We start from the raw sequence: 17,547 nt of genomic DNA, 5'->3' as shown, positions 1-17,547 counted from the left end.
ATGTTGCAGATTCTGTTACGCCTGTACCGAGTCCACTTTCGTCTGCTCTTCCAGCGCAGGAGCGGGCGTATCGGTAGGTTTGTGGAAGAACTTCTTCTGGAACAGCAGGATCGTGATCACACCCACCGAAATGGATGCATCTGCCAGGTTGAAGACAGGGCTGAAGAACTCAAAATCCTCGCCGCCCATAAAGGGGAACCAGGAAGGATAATGCGTCTTCACCAGCGGGAAATACAACATATCCACTACCCTGCCATGCAGGAAGGAAGTATAGCCGTGCGGAGGAAATATTTTGGCGACATGGTCGAAAGTGCTCTCTTCGAAGATCAGGCCGTAGAACATACTATCCAGCAGATTGCCCAGGGCGCCGGCAAAGATCAGGCCGGCACAGATGATAAAGCCACGATGATATTTTTTCTTGATGATCGTCTGTATATAATAGATGCCGAATACGACGGCCACGAGACGGAAAAGGGTGAGGGCCATCTTACCCCAGGTGCCGCCGAATTTCCAGCCCCAGGCCATGCCCTCATTCTCCACGAAATAGATCTGCGCCTTGCTGCCCAGCAATTTGATGCCATTGTCATAGGGCGACACCTGCTCCCGGAAGATCTCCGGAGGATGGCTCAGGGGCATATGGGTCTTGACCCAGACCTTCAGGGACTGGTCGGCCACGATGATCAGCAACACGATGAGAAATACGGTTCTAGCCTTCACGATAACAATATTATATTTAAACTAAAGGGACAAATATACATCCTATTCCTCGAAATACACCCGCTTCACCCGCTGGCTTACCCCCGTAAGGATCTCGTAGGGAATAGTCTGGGCCCAGTGCGCCAACTGATTGACAGAGAGCTCCTTGCCAAAGACCACCACCTCATCGCCCTCGTGCACGTCCCCCATCCCCGAAATATCGATCATCGTCATATCCATGCAGACGCTCCCGATGACGGGTGCCAGCCTCCCTTTGACCCACATTTTACCCACCCCATTGCCCAAACTGCGCGGATAGCCGTCCGCATACCCGATCCGGACCGTGGCAATGACCGTGTCCTTTCCCGCAATACCCCTTCGATTGTAACCCACCGTTTCCCCCTCTTTCAGCCGTTTGATCTGGGCGATGGTGGACTTCAGGGTTGAGACGTCCTGGAGCTCCAGCTGATGGGAGTCCGCACTGTCGACACCATAGAGCCCGATGCCCAGCCGCACCATATCCAGCTGCAGGTCCGGATGACGGATAATGGCCGCCGAGTTGGCGATATGCCGCAGGAATGAGTAGGGCAGCGCCTCCTGCAGCCTGGCCACCGCCGCCCGGAAGATCCCCGCCTGGAGATGCGTATAGTCATCTTGCTGCGCTTCCTCGCTCGCAGCCAGGTGGCTGAAGACGCTTTGTATCTTGAAGTTCGCCCCTTTCAAAGCACGCAGGAGGCCGTCCATATCATTTACGCCGTCCGTGGAAAAGCCCAGCCTGTTCATCCCCGTCTCCAGCTCCACATGCACGGGAAAAGTAAGCACCCCTTCTTTCTTTAGCCACTTGTCGAAAGCGTTCAGTAAATTAAAAGAAAAGATCACGGGCTCCAGGTTGTATTCCACCAGCAGATCGAATGAGCTGTTCTCCGTATTCATCACCATGATCGGCATATGAATCCCCGATTTCCGCAGGATCACTCCTTCATCCGCATAGGCCACCCCCAGGTAGTCGACCCCATCCCGCTGCAGCCGGTTGGCGATCTCAAAGCTCCCGCTGCCGTACGAGAAGGCTTTTACCATGGCCATCAGCCGCGTGGTCGGCGGCAGGCGGTGACGGTATTGCCCCAGGTTGTTCGTCATGGCGTTGAGGTTGATCTCCAGCACCGTCTGGTGAATTTGCTCGGACAGCAGCCGGTCGATCTCCTCGAACGCAAAGACACGGGCCCCTTTCAGGAGAATGGTCTCGTCACGGAAATGCAGCTGGTGCACATCTTTTCTGAACGCCTCTACGGACGGATAGAACGACGCAGCGCCCCGGAACACTTCCACCATCGCCGGCGCAAACGCGCTGATACGTTCCCCGATGCCCACCAGCCTGTCGACCTTTTTCAGCGACAGCGCCCGGGCGATGGTCGTGTAGAGCGTTTTTTCATCCAGGCCGCTCTCCAGGAAATCCGAGAGGATCACCGTGCGTTTCGGATGCTGCCGCTGCTGGGAAAGGAAGTCCAGCGCGATGGACAGCGATGTCAGGTCCGCGCTATAGCTGTCGTTGATGATAGAGCAGTGATTGATGCCGCCTTTCAGCTCCAGGCGCATGGCGATGGGCGTTAGCTGCTGCAGCCGGAGGTTGATGTCTTCGCCGCCCCGTCCCAGGATCAGCATGACGCAAACGCAATGCAGGACGTTCTCGACAGAGGCATCGTCGGTGAAAGGAATATGCAGCAGCAGCTCCTGTCCCAGGTAGCGGCCCGTGACAGACGTCCAGCCGGCTTTCTTTTCCATCTGCTCCACCCGCACGGCAACATCTTCTCCTTTACCCCAGGCAAAAGGCCGGGCGCTCGCCCCTCCCTGCACCCACTTGTGCACCGCCGCCACCGTCTCCGGCTGGTCGTTACAATATACCAGGATATCCGCGTCATTAAAAAGCTGCAGCTTTTCTCCCGCCTTCTCCGCGCTGCTGGCAAACCCTTCGCTATGCGCCCCCCCGATGTTGGTAAATACACCGATCGTAGGGCAGATGATCTTCTCCAGCCGCTGCATTTCCCCCCGGCGCGAGATCCCCGCTTCGAAGATCGCCAGCTCATGCGAGTCATTCAGCTGCCAGACGCTGAGCGGCACGCCAATCTGCGAATTATAGCTTTTGGGACTGCGCACGATCTGGTACGCATCCTCCAATAATTGATTCAGCCATTCCTTGACCGTCGTCTTCCCGTTGCTGCCCGTAATGCCGATCACCGGCAGCGTAAACTGCTGGCGATGAAAAGCCGTCAGCTGCTGCAAGGCCGCCAGCGTGTCCTTCACGACAATGATATTGGCCCCCGAGAAATCAACTTTATCGCTCCCACCCCCAGCCCCTACCTCATCACTCCTAACTCCTACCTCATCACTCCCAACTCCTACCTCATCACTCCCAACTCCTACCTCATCACTTGCAGCTTGCAGCTTGTAGCTTGCAGCTCCCCGCTCCCCACTCGTAGCTCGTAGCTCGCCGCTCGCAGCTTGCAGCTCCCCACTCACCCCCTCCTCCACCACAAAGTTCCGCACCCCCCGCTTATACAGCTCCTCCATGAACAAGCCCCCCGTCCTCCGGGGACCCCTGAGCGAAAAGAACAGCGAGGTATCCGGAAAGATCAGGCGCCGGCTGTCCAGCAGCAGGTGCTCGATCCCGTCATCCCCCCGGAATTGCAGAAAATGGCCCTGTAGGATCCCGGCTATATGACGAATACCGTAACTCATTTATTTTTTCTTGTAGAAGTATACATAGAATATCCGATGGCCGTGCCGATGCACAGCAGGATCACCAATAAGGAAACGTACACGGGAAGATAAAAGTCTACGATCTCCGCCACCATTTTCAGCCCCACGAAGATCAGCACCACCGCGATCCCCTGCTGCAGGTGGCTGAAACGCTCCACCGCGCCCCGCAGGAGGAAGAAGAGGGAGCGCAGCCCCAGCACCGCGAATATATTGGAAGTATAAATAACGATCTTCTCCCGGCTGATGCCGAATACTGCCGGAATGGAGTCCAGTGCAAACAGCACATCCGTCGTGGCCAGCAATACGACCACTACGAACAGGTTGGTAAACCGCTTTTTACCGTCTATGATCACACTCATCCGGCCGCCCCCGTCCGTGCTCGTCAGGGGAACGATGCGCCTCAGCAACCGGTACACCTTGTTCTCCTCCACATTCACCGCCTCCTCCCCTTTCGCCTTGAACATCATGATACCCGTATAGACAAGGAAGCCGCCAAAAACATACAGCAGCTCATGCAGCCATGTCACCGCCGCGATACCCACCGTAATAAAGAGGATCCGCAGCACAATGGCCATCAGGATACCGATCAGCAATACCCGGCCATAATAAACAGGCTTCACGCCGAAGAAGGTGAAAATGAGGATGAAAACAAAGATATTATCGATGCTCAGGCTCCATTCCATCAGGTAGGCGCTCAGGTATTCCAGGGCGATCTTATGCCCGTTCTCATACCACAGAAAGCCAAAGAACGCCAGGGCCAGCAATACCCAGAACCCCGTCTGGAATAACGCCCGCCGGATGGTGACCTCCGCCCCTTTCTTACTCAGCAAACCCAGGTCAAAAATCACAGCCAATAATAAAACAACGCCAAATGTGAGATACGAAACATTCGATGGGCTCATAATATAAAGGTACGGGTTTAGCCCCCAATCTGTCCGCGCGGCCCCGCCACCGGAGTGTGGAATTTTCACCCCCCTCCCAGCCTCGGCGAGAACTAGGCCTGAACTTTGCTTATTATCAAAAAGGGTAAACTATTTGTCCATGAAGGAACCGATAGGCGTGAAGAAGGACTTTTGTGTGCTGATTTCCTGTTACAACAACCGGGACGGTCTGCTCCGGTCCCTTCAGAGCATTTGTTATGACCCTGTTAAATATTTTGTACTCATCATCGACGACGGCAGCATCGAGTCGTTGACCCTCTCCGACCTGACCGACCACCTGTCCCCCTTACTAAACCTGCGCGTTATTCGCTTGCCACAGAACAGCGGCATTACCAGAGCTTTGAATGCCGGTCTCCACTACCTGGAGGGAAGGACTGATTACCGGTTCATCGCCCGCCTGGATTGCGGGGACCTGTGTTCCGAAGACCGGTTTCACCGCCAGGTAGCCTTCCTGGACGAGCATCCGGACGTCGACCTGGTAGGCAGCTGGTGTGTTTTCAAGGATTTCTCCACGGGGGAAGCCTATACGTACACGATCCCTACCCGGCATAAGCAGATCATGCGGGAAATGCATTTTAAGAATGTTTTCATACACCCCACGGTCATGTGGCGTGCCGGCGTAGCAGCCAGGCTGCCGGCGTATCCTGAAACCTTTCCCCATGCGGAGGATTACGGGTTCTTCTATGAGCTCCTCCAGCATGGGAAAGCGGCCATCCTGCCCTATTACCTGATGATTTGCGAGATCAACCCCGAGGGCCTGTCGCATAGTCATCGAAAACAGCAGCTGAGAAGCCGCATAAAGGTCGTCCGGCAATACCGGAACAGCCTCTTGTTCGGTGTACTTGGTGAGATCCGGCTTCGGTTGTTGATGTTGCTACCGGCAGAATGGGCATTGAAGATCAAAAAGCAATTACGTAATATCTAACGCCGTCATGAATATTATACATGTTGTCGAACCCTTTGCGTCGGGCATAGCCACTTTTGTCAAATCCCTGGTGGAGAATCTGCAGGATGATCTGCATATCATCATCCATGGGGAAAGGGAAAGCGTCATGCGGTCCGCCGACGTGAAACGTTATTTTCCCGCCTCCAATACCCGCTTTATACCCTGGCCTTCGGCGCAGCGAGCGCTGAGCGTACGCAAGGACACCGCCGCTTTCTGGGAGCTATATACCATTCTCAAACAGCTGAAGCAGCAGAACCGCATCGACGCCGTGCACCTGCATTCCTCGAAGAGCGGCTTTCTCGGCAGACTTGCATGCCGCCTTGCCAGGATCACCACCGTCGTCTATACACCCAATGGGGCGCCATTCCTGGTCGGCAAAAGCAGGTTCATGCAATACATCTACGGAAGCCTGGAACGATTTGCCTCCTTCCTGGGCGGCAAGACCGTCTGTTGCTCCACCAGCGAATGGGAGGCCTATCATGCCATGGGCATCGAGGCCACCTGCATCAACAACGGCGTGACCCTCGAAGGTCCCGCGGCACAGGCGTCGGCTACCGCCATACCAAGGTCCGGCCGCTTCCGTATCGTCACCAGCGGCAGGATCGTCGACCAGAAAGACCCCGCCTTCTTTAATGCCATCGCACAGTATTTCGAAACATTCGACGACTTCGAATTCATTTGGGTAGGCGATGGAGAGGAGCGCCGGCGGCTGACGGCCAGGAATATCTCCGTCACCGGCTGGGTATCGCCGGCAGCATCGAACGAATATATCGCAGGAGCCGATATCTACCTTTCCACTTCTCATTTTGAAGGCATGCCTTTCGCCGTGCTGGAAGCGCTGGCGCTGAAGAAGCCCGTGCTCGTCACCGACTGTATAGGCAACAGGGACCTCGTCCACGGCGGGCTTAACGGAGACCTTTTCCGTGACAAGGAGGAGGCGATACTGAAGATCCTGCGCTATCATAACAACAGGGAGATGCTCAGCGTGATGGGAGAATATTCCCGTCAGGTATGTGCGCAGCAATTTGACGTCCATACAACATTCAACTCGTATCGCGAGCTGTATAAAAGTTAAATGAACATGAGAACGCATGTAATCCCCGACACTATTCCTGAAGACCAGGACGATCCGCGGCACTGGGATGCAGTCAATCGGCGGTTGAAGGATATCCTCCTATATCTGGAATCCCTGTCCGAAAAAAAAGACGCCGAGATCCTGGCCCTGAGAGAGCAATTGCAGCAATGCCGGCAGGCCGGCGAAGGCACGCACCAGCTGATCAACAAGCTCCTCAATGACATCGACAATTACCGGAAGGACATTGAATGGTACCAGCGCACCTACGAACAACGTAGCCTGCCCGGCACCATCTGGCAAAAGCTTTTCAGGAGAAAAAGGAACTGAATCCAGCAGGAGAAAGCATGAAAGACTATATCCTCATAGATAATATATTATTTCCCCCCGGGCCAAGGCACTTTTCTTATTCCGACGGGGACGCCGTGGAAACCCGTCTGCTGCAGCAGATCAGGGAGGCCCCGGATGTTTCCATCGGCTCGGCAGACCTGGCCGCCGCCATCAGGGACTGGCCTTCGATGTACCATCTGAGCCCGGCCCGGACACATTTATTAAGGCCCCTGTCCGGGCTGCTGCAAGGAAAAAACTCCGCGAAGACAGGCGCTCCGGCTCCGTCGGTCCTCGAGATAGGCTGTGGATGCGGCGCGCTGACACGCTACCTCGGTGAGCTCGGCAGTATCGTCACCGCCCTGGAAGGCAGCGAAAGAAGGGCGCGCATCACCCGCGAACGATGCAGAGACCTGGACAATGTCCGGGTCGTCTGTGACAATTTCGACCATTTCAACGGCGAAGAACAATTCGACATCGTCCTGCTGATCGGCGTGCTGGAATACAGCCACCTTTTTATAAAAGGACAATACCCGCCCCTCGACATGCTCCGCCGTGCGCGAAGCTGCCTCCGGCCTGATGGACAGCTGATCGTCGCCATCGAGAACAAGCTCGGACTGAAATACTGGGCCGGTGCGCCCGAAGATCATACCGGCCGCCCATATGACGGCATCGAAGACAGGTACACTTCCAACACCGCCGTCACCTTCGGCAGGCAGGAGCTCATCCTCCTCCTTTCGAACGCAGGCTTTGCCAGCAGCGAATTCCTCTATCCATTCCCCGATTATAAATTGCCCGACGTAATCGTAAAGGAAGCGGCATTTTTTGCGGAGGACCTGCAGCTGTCGGGTCTGCTGCATGAAAAGTTCGACTACCCGCACGGCAACGGTCAGGCCACGGAATTCTGGCCCACCCGCACCGCCACCGCCCTGCTGAACAACCACCTGATGCCCGACCTTTCCAACTCATTCCTGGTGATCGCCGGGCCGGAGAGGCAGCCGGCAGCCAAAGGCCAGTCATCCGACAATCGCCCGTCATCTAATAACTACCTATCCTCCAACCCCAGTCCCTCTTCCAAACCCACCCTTGCTCCTGACGAGGCCCTCGTCTATTCCTATAACAGCGCCCGGCAGAAATGTTACTGCAAAAGCAATATTTTCACCCGCGGAGACACCGGCGCCATCCAGGTCCTCAGACAGCGGCTGTACCCCGACGCACCCTGTCCCACGGGCCAACCGATGGAACACCTCATCATTGACGAAGCATATATCCCGGGCAAGTTACTTTCCGCCGGCGCATTCGACATCATCACCCGGGAAGGATGGACCGTTGACGGACTGCATGACTGGGCAGCCCGGTATTACCAGGTCCTGCTGGACCATAGCCATCCTGGCGGCGATGCCACCATCGGCACAGGCCACCCTATCCTCCCCGGACAATATCTCGACCTTACTCCCTTTAATATCCTTATCACGGGGGAAGGCAAGGCCACCGTATTCGACCAGGAATGGAGGACCCCGGAAAATGTTCCGCTTTATTTTATTTTTTTCAGAGGGCTGGTCTACAGCCTGGATAAGATGAGCATGTATGCCCTTCCGGCAGACGGCACGCCAACCGGCCTGATACCCCTCGTGACCGCTCTGGTCAATACGTTCTTTCCCTTTGGCGACGAGGAGCTGGCATCCTGCGTCCGGCTGGAAGAAAAATATTTCGGGGCCGTCCCGCTCCTGCCCGGCCGCCCTTTTTCACATGGCGGCATCCGGCTGAAAAAGACCTGGAGGACGCAATACCAGCAGGCTTCCAGGGAACTGCAGGACACCCGTGAGCAATATCAGGCAGAAGTCACCGCCCTGCATGCCCGGCTGGACAATGCCCTCCGCGAACAGGCAGCCCAGCAAATAAAGACACAGGAGCAATTAGCCCGCCTTCAACAGGATCACCAGGCGCACATCGGCTTGCTCCACCAGCACCTCGATTGGTACAAACGCACGTATGAACAACGCAGCCTGCCCGGCGTGATCCTCCAACGGCAATTGACGGCTGCCCGTGACCGGGAAAAATATCTCACCGCCTTCCTGCTGTCGACCATGCAGGAAAAAGGAGTGACGGGCGCCGTGTCATTGATAGGCAAAACCTTACTTTCAAAAGGACTGCAGGGACTACTTCACCCACGCCAGACCCTGCTACCCCTGATGCGTATGCCCGCGATCTCACCGCCTGGCGCGGGCGCCGCCATCGGCGAAGTGGAAGACCCGGTGAAAGCCATGAAAGAGATCGCAGGTTTCACCCGGCGGCCGAAGATCTCCTTTATCATGCCCGTCTTTAACACAGATCCCCGCTGGCTGCAAAGGGCCGTCGACAGCATCAGGGACCAGTGGTATGACAATTGGGAGCTATGCATCGCGGACGACGGCTCTACGGACCGCGGCACGCAGCAGGTACTTCACCGGATCGAAAAAGAAGATAAGATACGGCTGATCCGGCTTGCAAAGAACGCCGGCATATCCGAAGCATCCAATGCCGCCCTGGAAGTGGCCGGAGGGGAATACATCGCGCTGATGGACCATGATGACGAGCTCACCCCCGATGCGTTGTACCAGGTGGTAAAGGACCTGCATCTCCACGGCGACGCCGATATCCTCTACACCGACGAATGTAAGGTGGACGAGAACGGCCGGCTCAGCGATCCTTTTTACAAGCCGGCCTACAGTCCCGAGTTGTTGCTGAATATGATGTATCCCGGTCACCTCACCGTCTACCATAAAAACTTCCTGCTGGAAAAGGCAGGCCGCTTCCGGAAAGAATATGACCTGTCCCAGGATTATGACCTCATGCTCCGGGCCGTGGAGAAGACCTCCCGTATCCGGCATATCGAAAAGGTCGTCTATCACTGGCGGATGACTGCCGGCTCTTCCTCCCAGGGCGGGAAGCCGCATGCCAGGATCACGAATATCGCCGCCCTCGCCGATGCCATGAAAAGAAGGGAGATCGCTGCCGGGGTCGTTGCACTGCCCACCGCCAACAGGGCCGTATTGCACGTCGAAGCCCAACCGCTGGTGTCGATCATCATACCTACGGATTCAAAAGACAACCTGCGGGACACCCTCGACAGTCTCTACCGTCTAACCGACTACCCCAACTTCGAGATCATCGTTGTCACCCATTCGCGCCTGGCGAGAGAAGCTGCGAGCTACAAGCTACAAGCCACAAGCCAAGGACCTGATAAGACCGATAGCTCCCAGCCTAAGAGATCTCCCCTTGTAGCTTGCAGCTTGAAGCTTGCAGCCGTCCCCTACGACCATCCCTATAATTTCTCCGACAAATGCAATGCCGGCGCCGCCCATGCCCGCGGTGAGATCCTCCTCTTCTTCAACGACGACGTCCGGCCCCTTGAAAAAAACTGGCTCGGCAATACCATCGAATACTTGTTTGTTCCCGGCGTCGGCGGGGTATCCCCCAAATTGATCTATGAGGACGACACCATCCAGTATGCAGGCATGGCCACAGGCGTAAGAGGCCTCACCGGCACGACCTTCCATGGATACAGGAAAGATTCAACCGATTATATCAACTTCCCACAGTCCGTGCGCAATGTCTCCATCCTGTCCGGGGCCTGCCTCGCCATAAGAAAGCAGCTGTTCGACGACATTGGCGGCTTCGATCCGGTCAACACGCCCAGCGCGCACTCCGACGTGGACCTGTCCTTTAAGATCCTCGACGCAGGGTTCCGCTGTGTATACACCCCGTACGCCACCCTTCGCCACATCGGGCATCTTTCGCTGAAGGAATATGAGACCTCGCCGGCCGGCCGCCGCAAGGACAAGGCCGACATCTACCTCCTGCGCCGGTGGGCGCAGCGCGTAGCCGAAGACCCCTATTTCACCGCGTCCATGCGGAACCACCTGTATCACGACTCGCCGGAACCCTATCGCATTTATGCACCGTCAGCTGGGAGAGAAGCGGCAAGCTTCAAGCTACAAGCTGCAAGCGAAGGACCTGGTAAGACTTCGCAGCCTACAGCCGTTGGCTCACCGCCTAAGCGATCTCCACTTGTAGCTTGCAGCTTGCAGCTTGTAGCTCAAAAAGACATTCTGCTGGTCAGCCACGACCTAAGCCTCAGCGGCGCCCCCATCATGCTGCTGCAGCTCTGCCGGCTGCTGATCCGACACGGCTATTTTGTCACCGTCATCTGCGAAAGGGAAGGCCCTGCAGGCGCCCTTTTCCTGGAAGCCGGGGCGCCCGTCATCATCGATTCGTTGTTGCTGCGACAGCATGAGACCCTCACCCGGTTTGCCCGCAATTTCGATCATGTCATTTGCAATACCGTGGTCACCTGGCCCGTCGTGCGGCAGCTGAGCGACCTCACCCATACCCTCTGGTGGCTGCATGAGGCAAAGGTCCTGGAGACCTTTTCACATGACGCCCAATTCATCAACACCCTGGCAAATGCACCCACCGTCATAGTCCCCAGCGATTATGCGCTGCAGTACGCAAAAAAATACAACGCCCATCCCGAAAGAATATATTACGGGTATCCCGATCTGCCACCCGACGCCCATCACGCGGCTGCCGGGGAGAAGATCATCTTCAGCATCATCGGCTCCATCGAGCCCCGGAAAGGACAGGACATCCTGGTCAAAGCCTTTCAGCAGCTGGACCCGCTGTGGCAGGATAAGGTCGAGCTATGGTTGGTAGGCCGGCCACACGATGCCGGCTATTACCAGCAGCTGCTGCAGGACATCGGCCCCGCCGCCACCCATATAAAGGTCACAGGCGAACGGGATCATGAACAATGCCTCGACCTGATGCGCCGCAGCGATGTCATTGTATGCCCATCCCGTGACGACCCTTTTCCCGTCGTCATTGTAGAAGCATTGTGTCTTGGCAAACCCTGCATCGTCTCTACCCACACAGGATTTGCCGAATTGATGACCGACAGCATCAACGGTTTTGTCATACCCAATGACGACAGCAGGACCCTTGCCATGAAGATCCAGCAGGCGCTGCGGCAACCCGCCCTCCTTGCCGCCATGGGAAAAGCCGCCCGTCTGCTGTACCAGGAACACCTGACCATGGAAGTCTTCGAAGAGCGATTCCTGACCCTGCTGGACCCGGCGCCCGCATCCGAACGCCCATCACAGACCGAAAAAACATTACTATGCCAGGACTGACCTTACTCATACACCTTTACTATCCCGGCTCCTGGCCATTGCTGGAAGACAGGTGCCGGGCCGTGCTCCGGAAAGCCAGTCGCATCATCGTCACGGCGTGCCATGACGATGTGCTGGACGAGATACAGCCTCCGAAAAAAGACAATACCCTCGTCCGGCTGAAGGTGCCCAATAAAGGGAAGGACATCGGAGGCAAGCTGGCCGCCTTCTCCTATTATATGAACTTCTGTGAAAAAACCGAATACATCGCCCTGCTGCACGACAAAGTCAGCCCCCAGAGCATCAATGCCGACTATTGGTCACAGCAGCTCTATGGCCTCTTCAGCAAAGAAGGACTGCATAAAGCGCTGCGGTTGCTGGAGCAGGACAGGCTCGTCGGCATTGTAGGGGCAAAAACATTTTTAAAGAATGAGTTCATGCCTTCCGAAGGAACGTTCACCACCACCAATCACCAGCTGCTGATGGAGATGATCCGTGATTACCGCCTCCATGGCAGGATCTACGACTTCATTGCCGGGACCATCTTCATCGGCAGAAGCCGCATCTTCGAGCAATTCTTTTCGGCCCATTCCCCGCTCGACGCGCGCGCGAAGCTGGAAACAGGTAATGTGCTGGACCTGGCGGCAGGCACCTATACCCATTCATGGGAAAGATTGTTGTGTTTTCTCGCAGAGGACCAGGGACTCACGATAAAAGGAATATGATCAGCACCCAACATATCGCCCCCCGGGAGACGAACATCTCCGCCGAAAGGCCCTATCGCCCGCTGCTGGTCGTCCGGCCACCAGACCTGCGGGACCGCCGGCTACCGGAAGATCCGGCCATCGGCCTGGCGCTCCGCCTGGGAATGGACGATACAGCCGTCGACCGGGGAACGCACGATACAGCCGTCGACCGGGCAACGCATGATACAGCTGTCGACCAGGGAACGCACGATGCAGCTGTCGACCGGGGAACGAACGAGCCAGCCATCGACCGGGCAACACACGAGCCAACCACCCGCCCGGGAACGCACGAGCCGGCCGTCGCCCCGGCGGCACAAAACACCCACCCAACAGCCGCCAGCCATGAAGCCCTGCAACGGCTGATAACAGGGGACAACCCTTTTCTCCTGCTCCCCGAAACACCCGATGACAGCCTGTTCGAGGTCATCGCCCTCTGTATGTTCGGCAGGCAATATATCCGCATGGAAGACAGGCCCGTCCTGGCAGGGCAGGCCGCACCATCTGCAAGTCTCATTCAAAGGCTGCAGGCACAAGGCTGGCCGGAGATCCGCCAATGGAATACACGGCACGCGCACTGGCTGACCGGCTACCACCAGGTGGCCGGGCTCGCAGACAGCATCCTTTCAGGAGCGCCACACACGGCTCTTGCCGGGACCGGCTCAGGCCAACCCTATGTCTTCATCGAAGGACAAGACCCCGACCATACCATTGCCCTCGAAGAAGCTCTTCACCGTCATTGTGCAGCATTATTACAGGACAACCCTCCTTTACAAGCCCTGCTCACCGAAAAGCACCAGCTGCAAAAAACACTGGACAACCTCCAAAATAAGCACCGGGTATTGCAGGAGCGGATGCACAATGCCGAGACCACTATCAACATTATTCGCAATAAATACAAAGACGACTATGACACCCTTTTTTCCTGGTACCAGCAGGAATACGAGGCACTGCCCCTGTGGTACAAAAGATTGGGCCACGTGATAAAAGTGCTGACAGGCAAAAGGACCGCGAAAAGCCTGGTCCTGGCCATCCGCCGCCGGCTGCATCGCCACACCGCATCGCGCAACCCCAACGGTCATCAAAAAAAAGATAGGACGTGAACTATTGGCTACTAACAACGGAATATCCTCCCTTTTATGGAGGAGGCATCGGCACCTACTGCCATTACACCGCCCGGATGCTGGCGGCGGCAGGCTGTCATGTCACCGTATTCGTGGCCGACGACAAGGTCCGGGATCGCGAAGACCTGCCCGAAGAGCATAACATACGGATCATCCGCTTCAACAGCGACAGGCACCGGCTGTCCGGATCGCTGGGCTATACCGCCAGGCTCAGCTATGCCTTCGCCGGCATCGTCCGGGCCCTCATCCTCGAAGACGGCAAGCCCGACTACATCGAGGCGCAGGACTACCTGGGCATCGCCTACTACCTGGTGCAGTTCAAACACCTCGGCTATCCTTTCCTGGCCGGCGTACCCCTCGTGCTGACCCTGCATAGTCCCGCATTCATTTACCTGGACTACAATCGGGTGCCATTGTACAGGTTCCCCGAGTTCTGGACCTGCGAAATGGAAAAGCAGGCCATCGTCGGCGCAGACCTCCTGATCTCGCCCACCCGCTTCCTCGTGGAAGCCATCGGCCGGCAGATCGACCTCACCGGCAGGCCCATCCGTATCCTCCCCAATCCCTACCAACCCGATCAGCCGCCCGTGGATGCACCCGCCCATATTCCCGGCAAGATCATTTACTACGGCAAGCTCTCGCCACAGAAAGGCAGCTTCGAGCTGATGGAATATTTCACGGCCCTATGGGACGAAGGCTTTCCCCATCCCCTGCACATCGTCGGGGGAACAGACATCGTATTCCATCCCGAGCAACGCACCATGGGCCAGCTGATCCACGATAAATATAAAAGCTACCAGGAAAAAGGACTGCTGCTGCTGCAAGGCCAGATCCAGCCCGACTGGATCAAGGATACGCTGCAGTATGCCCACCTGGTCATCGTACCCAGCATCGTGGACAATATGCCGTATGTCGTCATCGAAGCCATGGCCCTGGGCAAGATCGTGCTGGCCTCCATACAGGGTGGTCAGCCCGAGATCATCGAAGACGGAGAGACAGGGTTCCTGTTCGATCACAGGGACCCGCCCTCATTTGCCCGCCAGCTGCATAGGATCCTGGCGTTGCCCGTAGAAGAGATCAAACGCATCGGCGCCAACGCCAGCAGGAAGATCCATGCATGCTACGGCTTCGACAACATCGGCCCGCGGAAACTGGCCCTGCTGAAGGAAACCACGGACAGCGCGCACGCCGGACAAAGTCCGTCCCCGGCCGGCAAGGCCCGCCACCATTTCCCCTTCGTCCACCAGGAACCCATCGCCGCGCTGCCCACATCCGCTGACCAGCCGTCGACCGACCCGTCTCTGTCTTCCGATCAGCCATCGGCCGACCCGTCTGTCCCGTTGACCAACCCCACCGTCCAAACAGGCCATCTTCTTTCCGTCGTCATCCCCTATTTCAACATGGGCCGCTATATCAATGAATGCCTCCACTCCGTGCTCAATTCCACTTACCAGGACCTGGAGGTCATCATCATCGACGACGGAAGCACCGATCCCGTCAGCATCCAGCAGCTGGACAAGCTGACCACCGACCCCCGCATCAACATCATCCGGCAAAAAAACCACGGACTGGCATATACGAGGAACAAGGGCGCCGAAAGAGCCCGTGGCGCCTGGCTGGCCTTCCTCGATGCCGACGATAAGGTCTCCACCACTTACTATGAAAAGTGCATCCATGCGCTGCAGCATAGCGACAATGTCTTTTTTGCCGGCTCCTGGGTGCAATATTTCGGCGACGGCCATCGCCTCTGGCCCACCTTTACGCCGCAGCCGCCCTATGCCCTTGTACATAACCCCATCAACAGCAGCAGCCTGGTCTACAAACGGGCGGCATTTCTCGCCGGCGGCCTCAACGATAAAAAGGTCGACTACTGCATGGAAGATTATGACAGCGTCCTCAGCATGCTGCGGCATGGCTTCAATGGCGTCGTTATTCCCGAGCCCTTGTTCCACTATCGTATCCGGAAAGGTTCCATGTTCCGCCAGGCTACAACTGAAAAGATCCTGTACTCCAACCGGTATATCACCGAAAAAAACAAGGACTATTATGCCAAATTCGCCACGCAGGTGATCAATATATTAAATGCCAACGGACCCGGCTACCAATTCGACAACCCCACTTTCGGGGTGCGGTCCTCCACCGTCGTGCAGCATGAGAACCGTTTGGTACAGCATTTGAAAGCAGCCGTTAAGAAAAGCCCCCGGCTGAAAAGATTCGCACTGACCATAAAAAACAAACTGAACTTCTAAAGATGATCGCGAGCATTGTAAAAGACTGGATAAACCGTAGCAACAAACTGGAAAGACTTTGGCTGCTGGCCAAGATAGAGTTCAAGCTTCGCTATTATGAAAATAAGCTCGGCCTCTTATGGGCCCTCATCAAGCCCCTGATGGATATAGCCATATATTACACCGTGTTCCAGGTGATCCTCAAACAAGGCGTGCCCGCGTTTGCATCCTACCTGTTCATCGGCCTCATATTATGGAACTTCTTCGTAGAGTCCACCACAGGCACCGTACAGATCCTGCACGTAAAAAAATACCTGTATGAATACAGCAACATGAATAAGCTGGAGATCTACCTCTCCACCATCGTCAGTAACTCCATCGGCTTCTTTTTCAACTTCCTCATGTTCCTGTTGTTCTACAGCCTGATAGAAAAACAATCCACGGGCCTGTCGTTCCAGAATTTCTGGATCATACCCCTGTTCGTCAACCTTTTCCTGCTGGCCCTCGGCATGTCGCTCATCCTGTCGAATATATACATAGTGGCAAAGGATATCCACCAGATCTGGACCGTGTTCGTATCCATGCTGTTCTTCCTTTCGCCCATTTTTTACAAGCTCAATACATTCAAGGAGGCGCTGCCCAGCTTCGAATATGCCAATCCCATCGCAGGCATTATCATCAATGCCCGGAAAGTGATGATGGAGCATACCCGGCCCGGCTTTAAGCTCATGGCTTTCGACTTTATCTATGCACTGATCCTATTGCTCATTGGCCTGATGCTGCTGAACCGCCTCGGTTCAAAAGCCGCCGAAAAATTATGATCATGACCACCACCACACCCGCCGCCATCAGGGCGACCCATATCAGCAAGACCTTCCACATATCGGAGGATAGTCACAACACCGTGAAGCACCGGCTCTTCAACCTCTTCAATCCGCCACGCGGCAAAAATGTCCAGGCCGTGAAGCCGATGGATTTCGAGGTCCGCAGGGGCGAGTGCGTGGGACTGCTGGGAAGGAATGGGTGCGGCAAATCCACCCTGGTCAAGCTGCTGGCAGGCGTTTATCCCGCCGACACGGGGAATATAGACATCTACGGCACCACCCTCCTGCTCAACCTGGGCGTGGGCATGAGCCAGGAGCTCACCGCAAGGGAGAACATCTATGTCTCCGCCTCCGTGCTGGGCCTGAAGATCAAAGCCATCGACGGGCTGTTTGACAAGATCGTCGACTTCGCCGAGATCAGGGAGTTCGTCGATACCAAAGTGAAATATTTCTCATCCGGGATGATGGCCAGGCTCGCTTTCTCCATCGCCGTCAATGCCGGCGCCGACATCATGTTCCTCGACGAGATCTTTGCCGTGGGAGATGCGAAATTTCAGGAAAAAGCCGTGAAGGTATTCGAGTCCAGCTGGATAGAGGGAAAGACCGTCGTCCTCGTCAGTCACAGCATGGATGTGATACAGAAGTATTGCACACGGGCCGCATTTATGCGTAAAGGGGAGCTGGTGTATTTCGGGGACACGGCAAAGGCTATCAGCATGTATGTGGAAGACAATGCCTGACC

At 56.1% G+C, this 17,547-nt stretch carries 12 protein-coding genes; 9 read left to right on the top strand and 3 right to left on the bottom strand.

Features of this window, described 5'->3' with window-relative positions; translation table 11 throughout:
* Positions 1-15 precede the first annotated feature (15 nt).
* The 3 genes from Q4E93_RS18470 to Q4E93_RS18460 are packed head-to-tail and all read right to left on the bottom strand — an operon-like array spanning position 16 to position 4,352.
* On the bottom strand, positions 16-717 hold the full coding sequence (locus Q4E93_RS18470) for a lipoprotein signal peptidase (RefSeq protein ID WP_303587692.1): 702 nt from the start codon (positions 715-717) through the stop codon (positions 16-18).
* A 42-nt stretch (positions 718-759) separates the two neighbouring features.
* On the bottom strand, positions 760-3,429 hold the full coding sequence (locus tag Q4E93_RS18465) for a bifunctional UDP-N-acetylmuramoyl-tripeptide:D-alanyl-D-alanine ligase/alanine racemase (protein ID WP_303587690.1): 2,670 nt from the start codon (positions 3,427-3,429) through the stop codon (positions 760-762).
* Positions 3,426-4,352 carry a TerC/Alx family metal homeostasis membrane protein gene (locus Q4E93_RS18460; RefSeq protein ID WP_303587688.1) on the bottom strand — a complete coding sequence of 309 codons (927 nt, stop codon included), beginning with the start codon at positions 4,350-4,352 and terminating at the stop codon, positions 3,426-3,428. The genes Q4E93_RS18465 and Q4E93_RS18460 overlap by 4 nt, the downstream gene beginning before the upstream one ends.
* Before the next feature lie 139 nt (positions 4,353-4,491).
* Here Q4E93_RS18460 and Q4E93_RS18455 point away from each other — a divergent pair, with 139 nt between their 5' ends.
* Genes Q4E93_RS18455 through Q4E93_RS18415 form a run of 9 tightly spaced genes read left to right on the top strand, consistent with a single transcriptional unit; the run spans position 4,492 to position 17,545 of the window.
* Positions 4,492-5,316 (top strand): glycosyltransferase, encoded by an 825-nt coding sequence (locus Q4E93_RS18455; protein ID WP_303587686.1) that lies wholly within the window; start codon positions 4,492-4,494, stop codon positions 5,314-5,316.
* 7 nt (positions 5,317-5,323) lie between these two features.
* Complete coding sequence (locus Q4E93_RS18450) at positions 5,324-6,412, top strand: glycosyltransferase (RefSeq protein ID WP_303587684.1); 1,089 nt, start codon at positions 5,324-5,326, stop codon at positions 6,410-6,412.
* Between the two features lie 6 nt (positions 6,413-6,418).
* On the top strand, positions 6,419-6,739 hold the full coding sequence (locus tag Q4E93_RS18445; RefSeq protein ID WP_303587682.1) for a hypothetical protein: 321 nt from the start codon (positions 6,419-6,421) through the stop codon (positions 6,737-6,739).
* A 17-nt stretch (positions 6,740-6,756) separates the two neighbouring features.
* Entirely contained in the window at positions 6,757-11,907 is a 5,151-nt protein-coding gene (locus Q4E93_RS18440) for a glycosyltransferase (RefSeq protein WP_303587680.1), read from the top strand.
* Complete coding sequence (locus Q4E93_RS18435) at positions 11,895-12,611, top strand: rhamnan synthesis F family protein (protein ID WP_303587678.1); 717 nt, start codon at positions 11,895-11,897, stop codon at positions 12,609-12,611. Before Q4E93_RS18440 ends, Q4E93_RS18435 begins: the two co-directional genes overlap by 13 nt.
* Positions 12,608-13,732, top strand: coding sequence for a hypothetical protein (locus tag Q4E93_RS18430; RefSeq protein WP_303587677.1), 1,125 nt, complete (start codon positions 12,608-12,610; stop codon positions 13,730-13,732). The genes Q4E93_RS18435 and Q4E93_RS18430 overlap by 4 nt, the downstream gene beginning before the upstream one ends.
* Positions 13,729-16,002, top strand: coding sequence for a glycosyltransferase (locus tag Q4E93_RS18425; protein WP_303587675.1), 2,274 nt, complete (start codon positions 13,729-13,731; stop codon positions 16,000-16,002). Before Q4E93_RS18430 ends, Q4E93_RS18425 begins: the two co-directional genes overlap by 4 nt.
* Before the next feature lie 2 nt (positions 16,003-16,004).
* The gene (locus Q4E93_RS18420; RefSeq protein ID WP_303587673.1) at positions 16,005-16,802 is read left to right on the top strand and encodes an ABC transporter permease; all 798 of its coding nucleotides are present in this window, start codon (positions 16,005-16,007) and stop codon (positions 16,800-16,802) included.
* A gap of 2 nt (positions 16,803-16,804) precedes the next feature.
* Positions 16,805-17,545, top strand: coding sequence for an ABC transporter ATP-binding protein (locus tag Q4E93_RS18415; RefSeq protein ID WP_303587672.1), 741 nt, complete (start codon positions 16,805-16,807; stop codon positions 17,543-17,545).
* Positions 17,546-17,547 lie beyond the last annotated feature (2 nt).

The organism is Flavitalea plasmicola, from assembly GCF_030546645.1.
Lineage (GTDB): Bacteria > Bacteroidota > Bacteroidia > Chitinophagales > Chitinophagaceae > Puia.
This window is presented reverse-complemented; position numbering and strand designations above follow the sequence as displayed.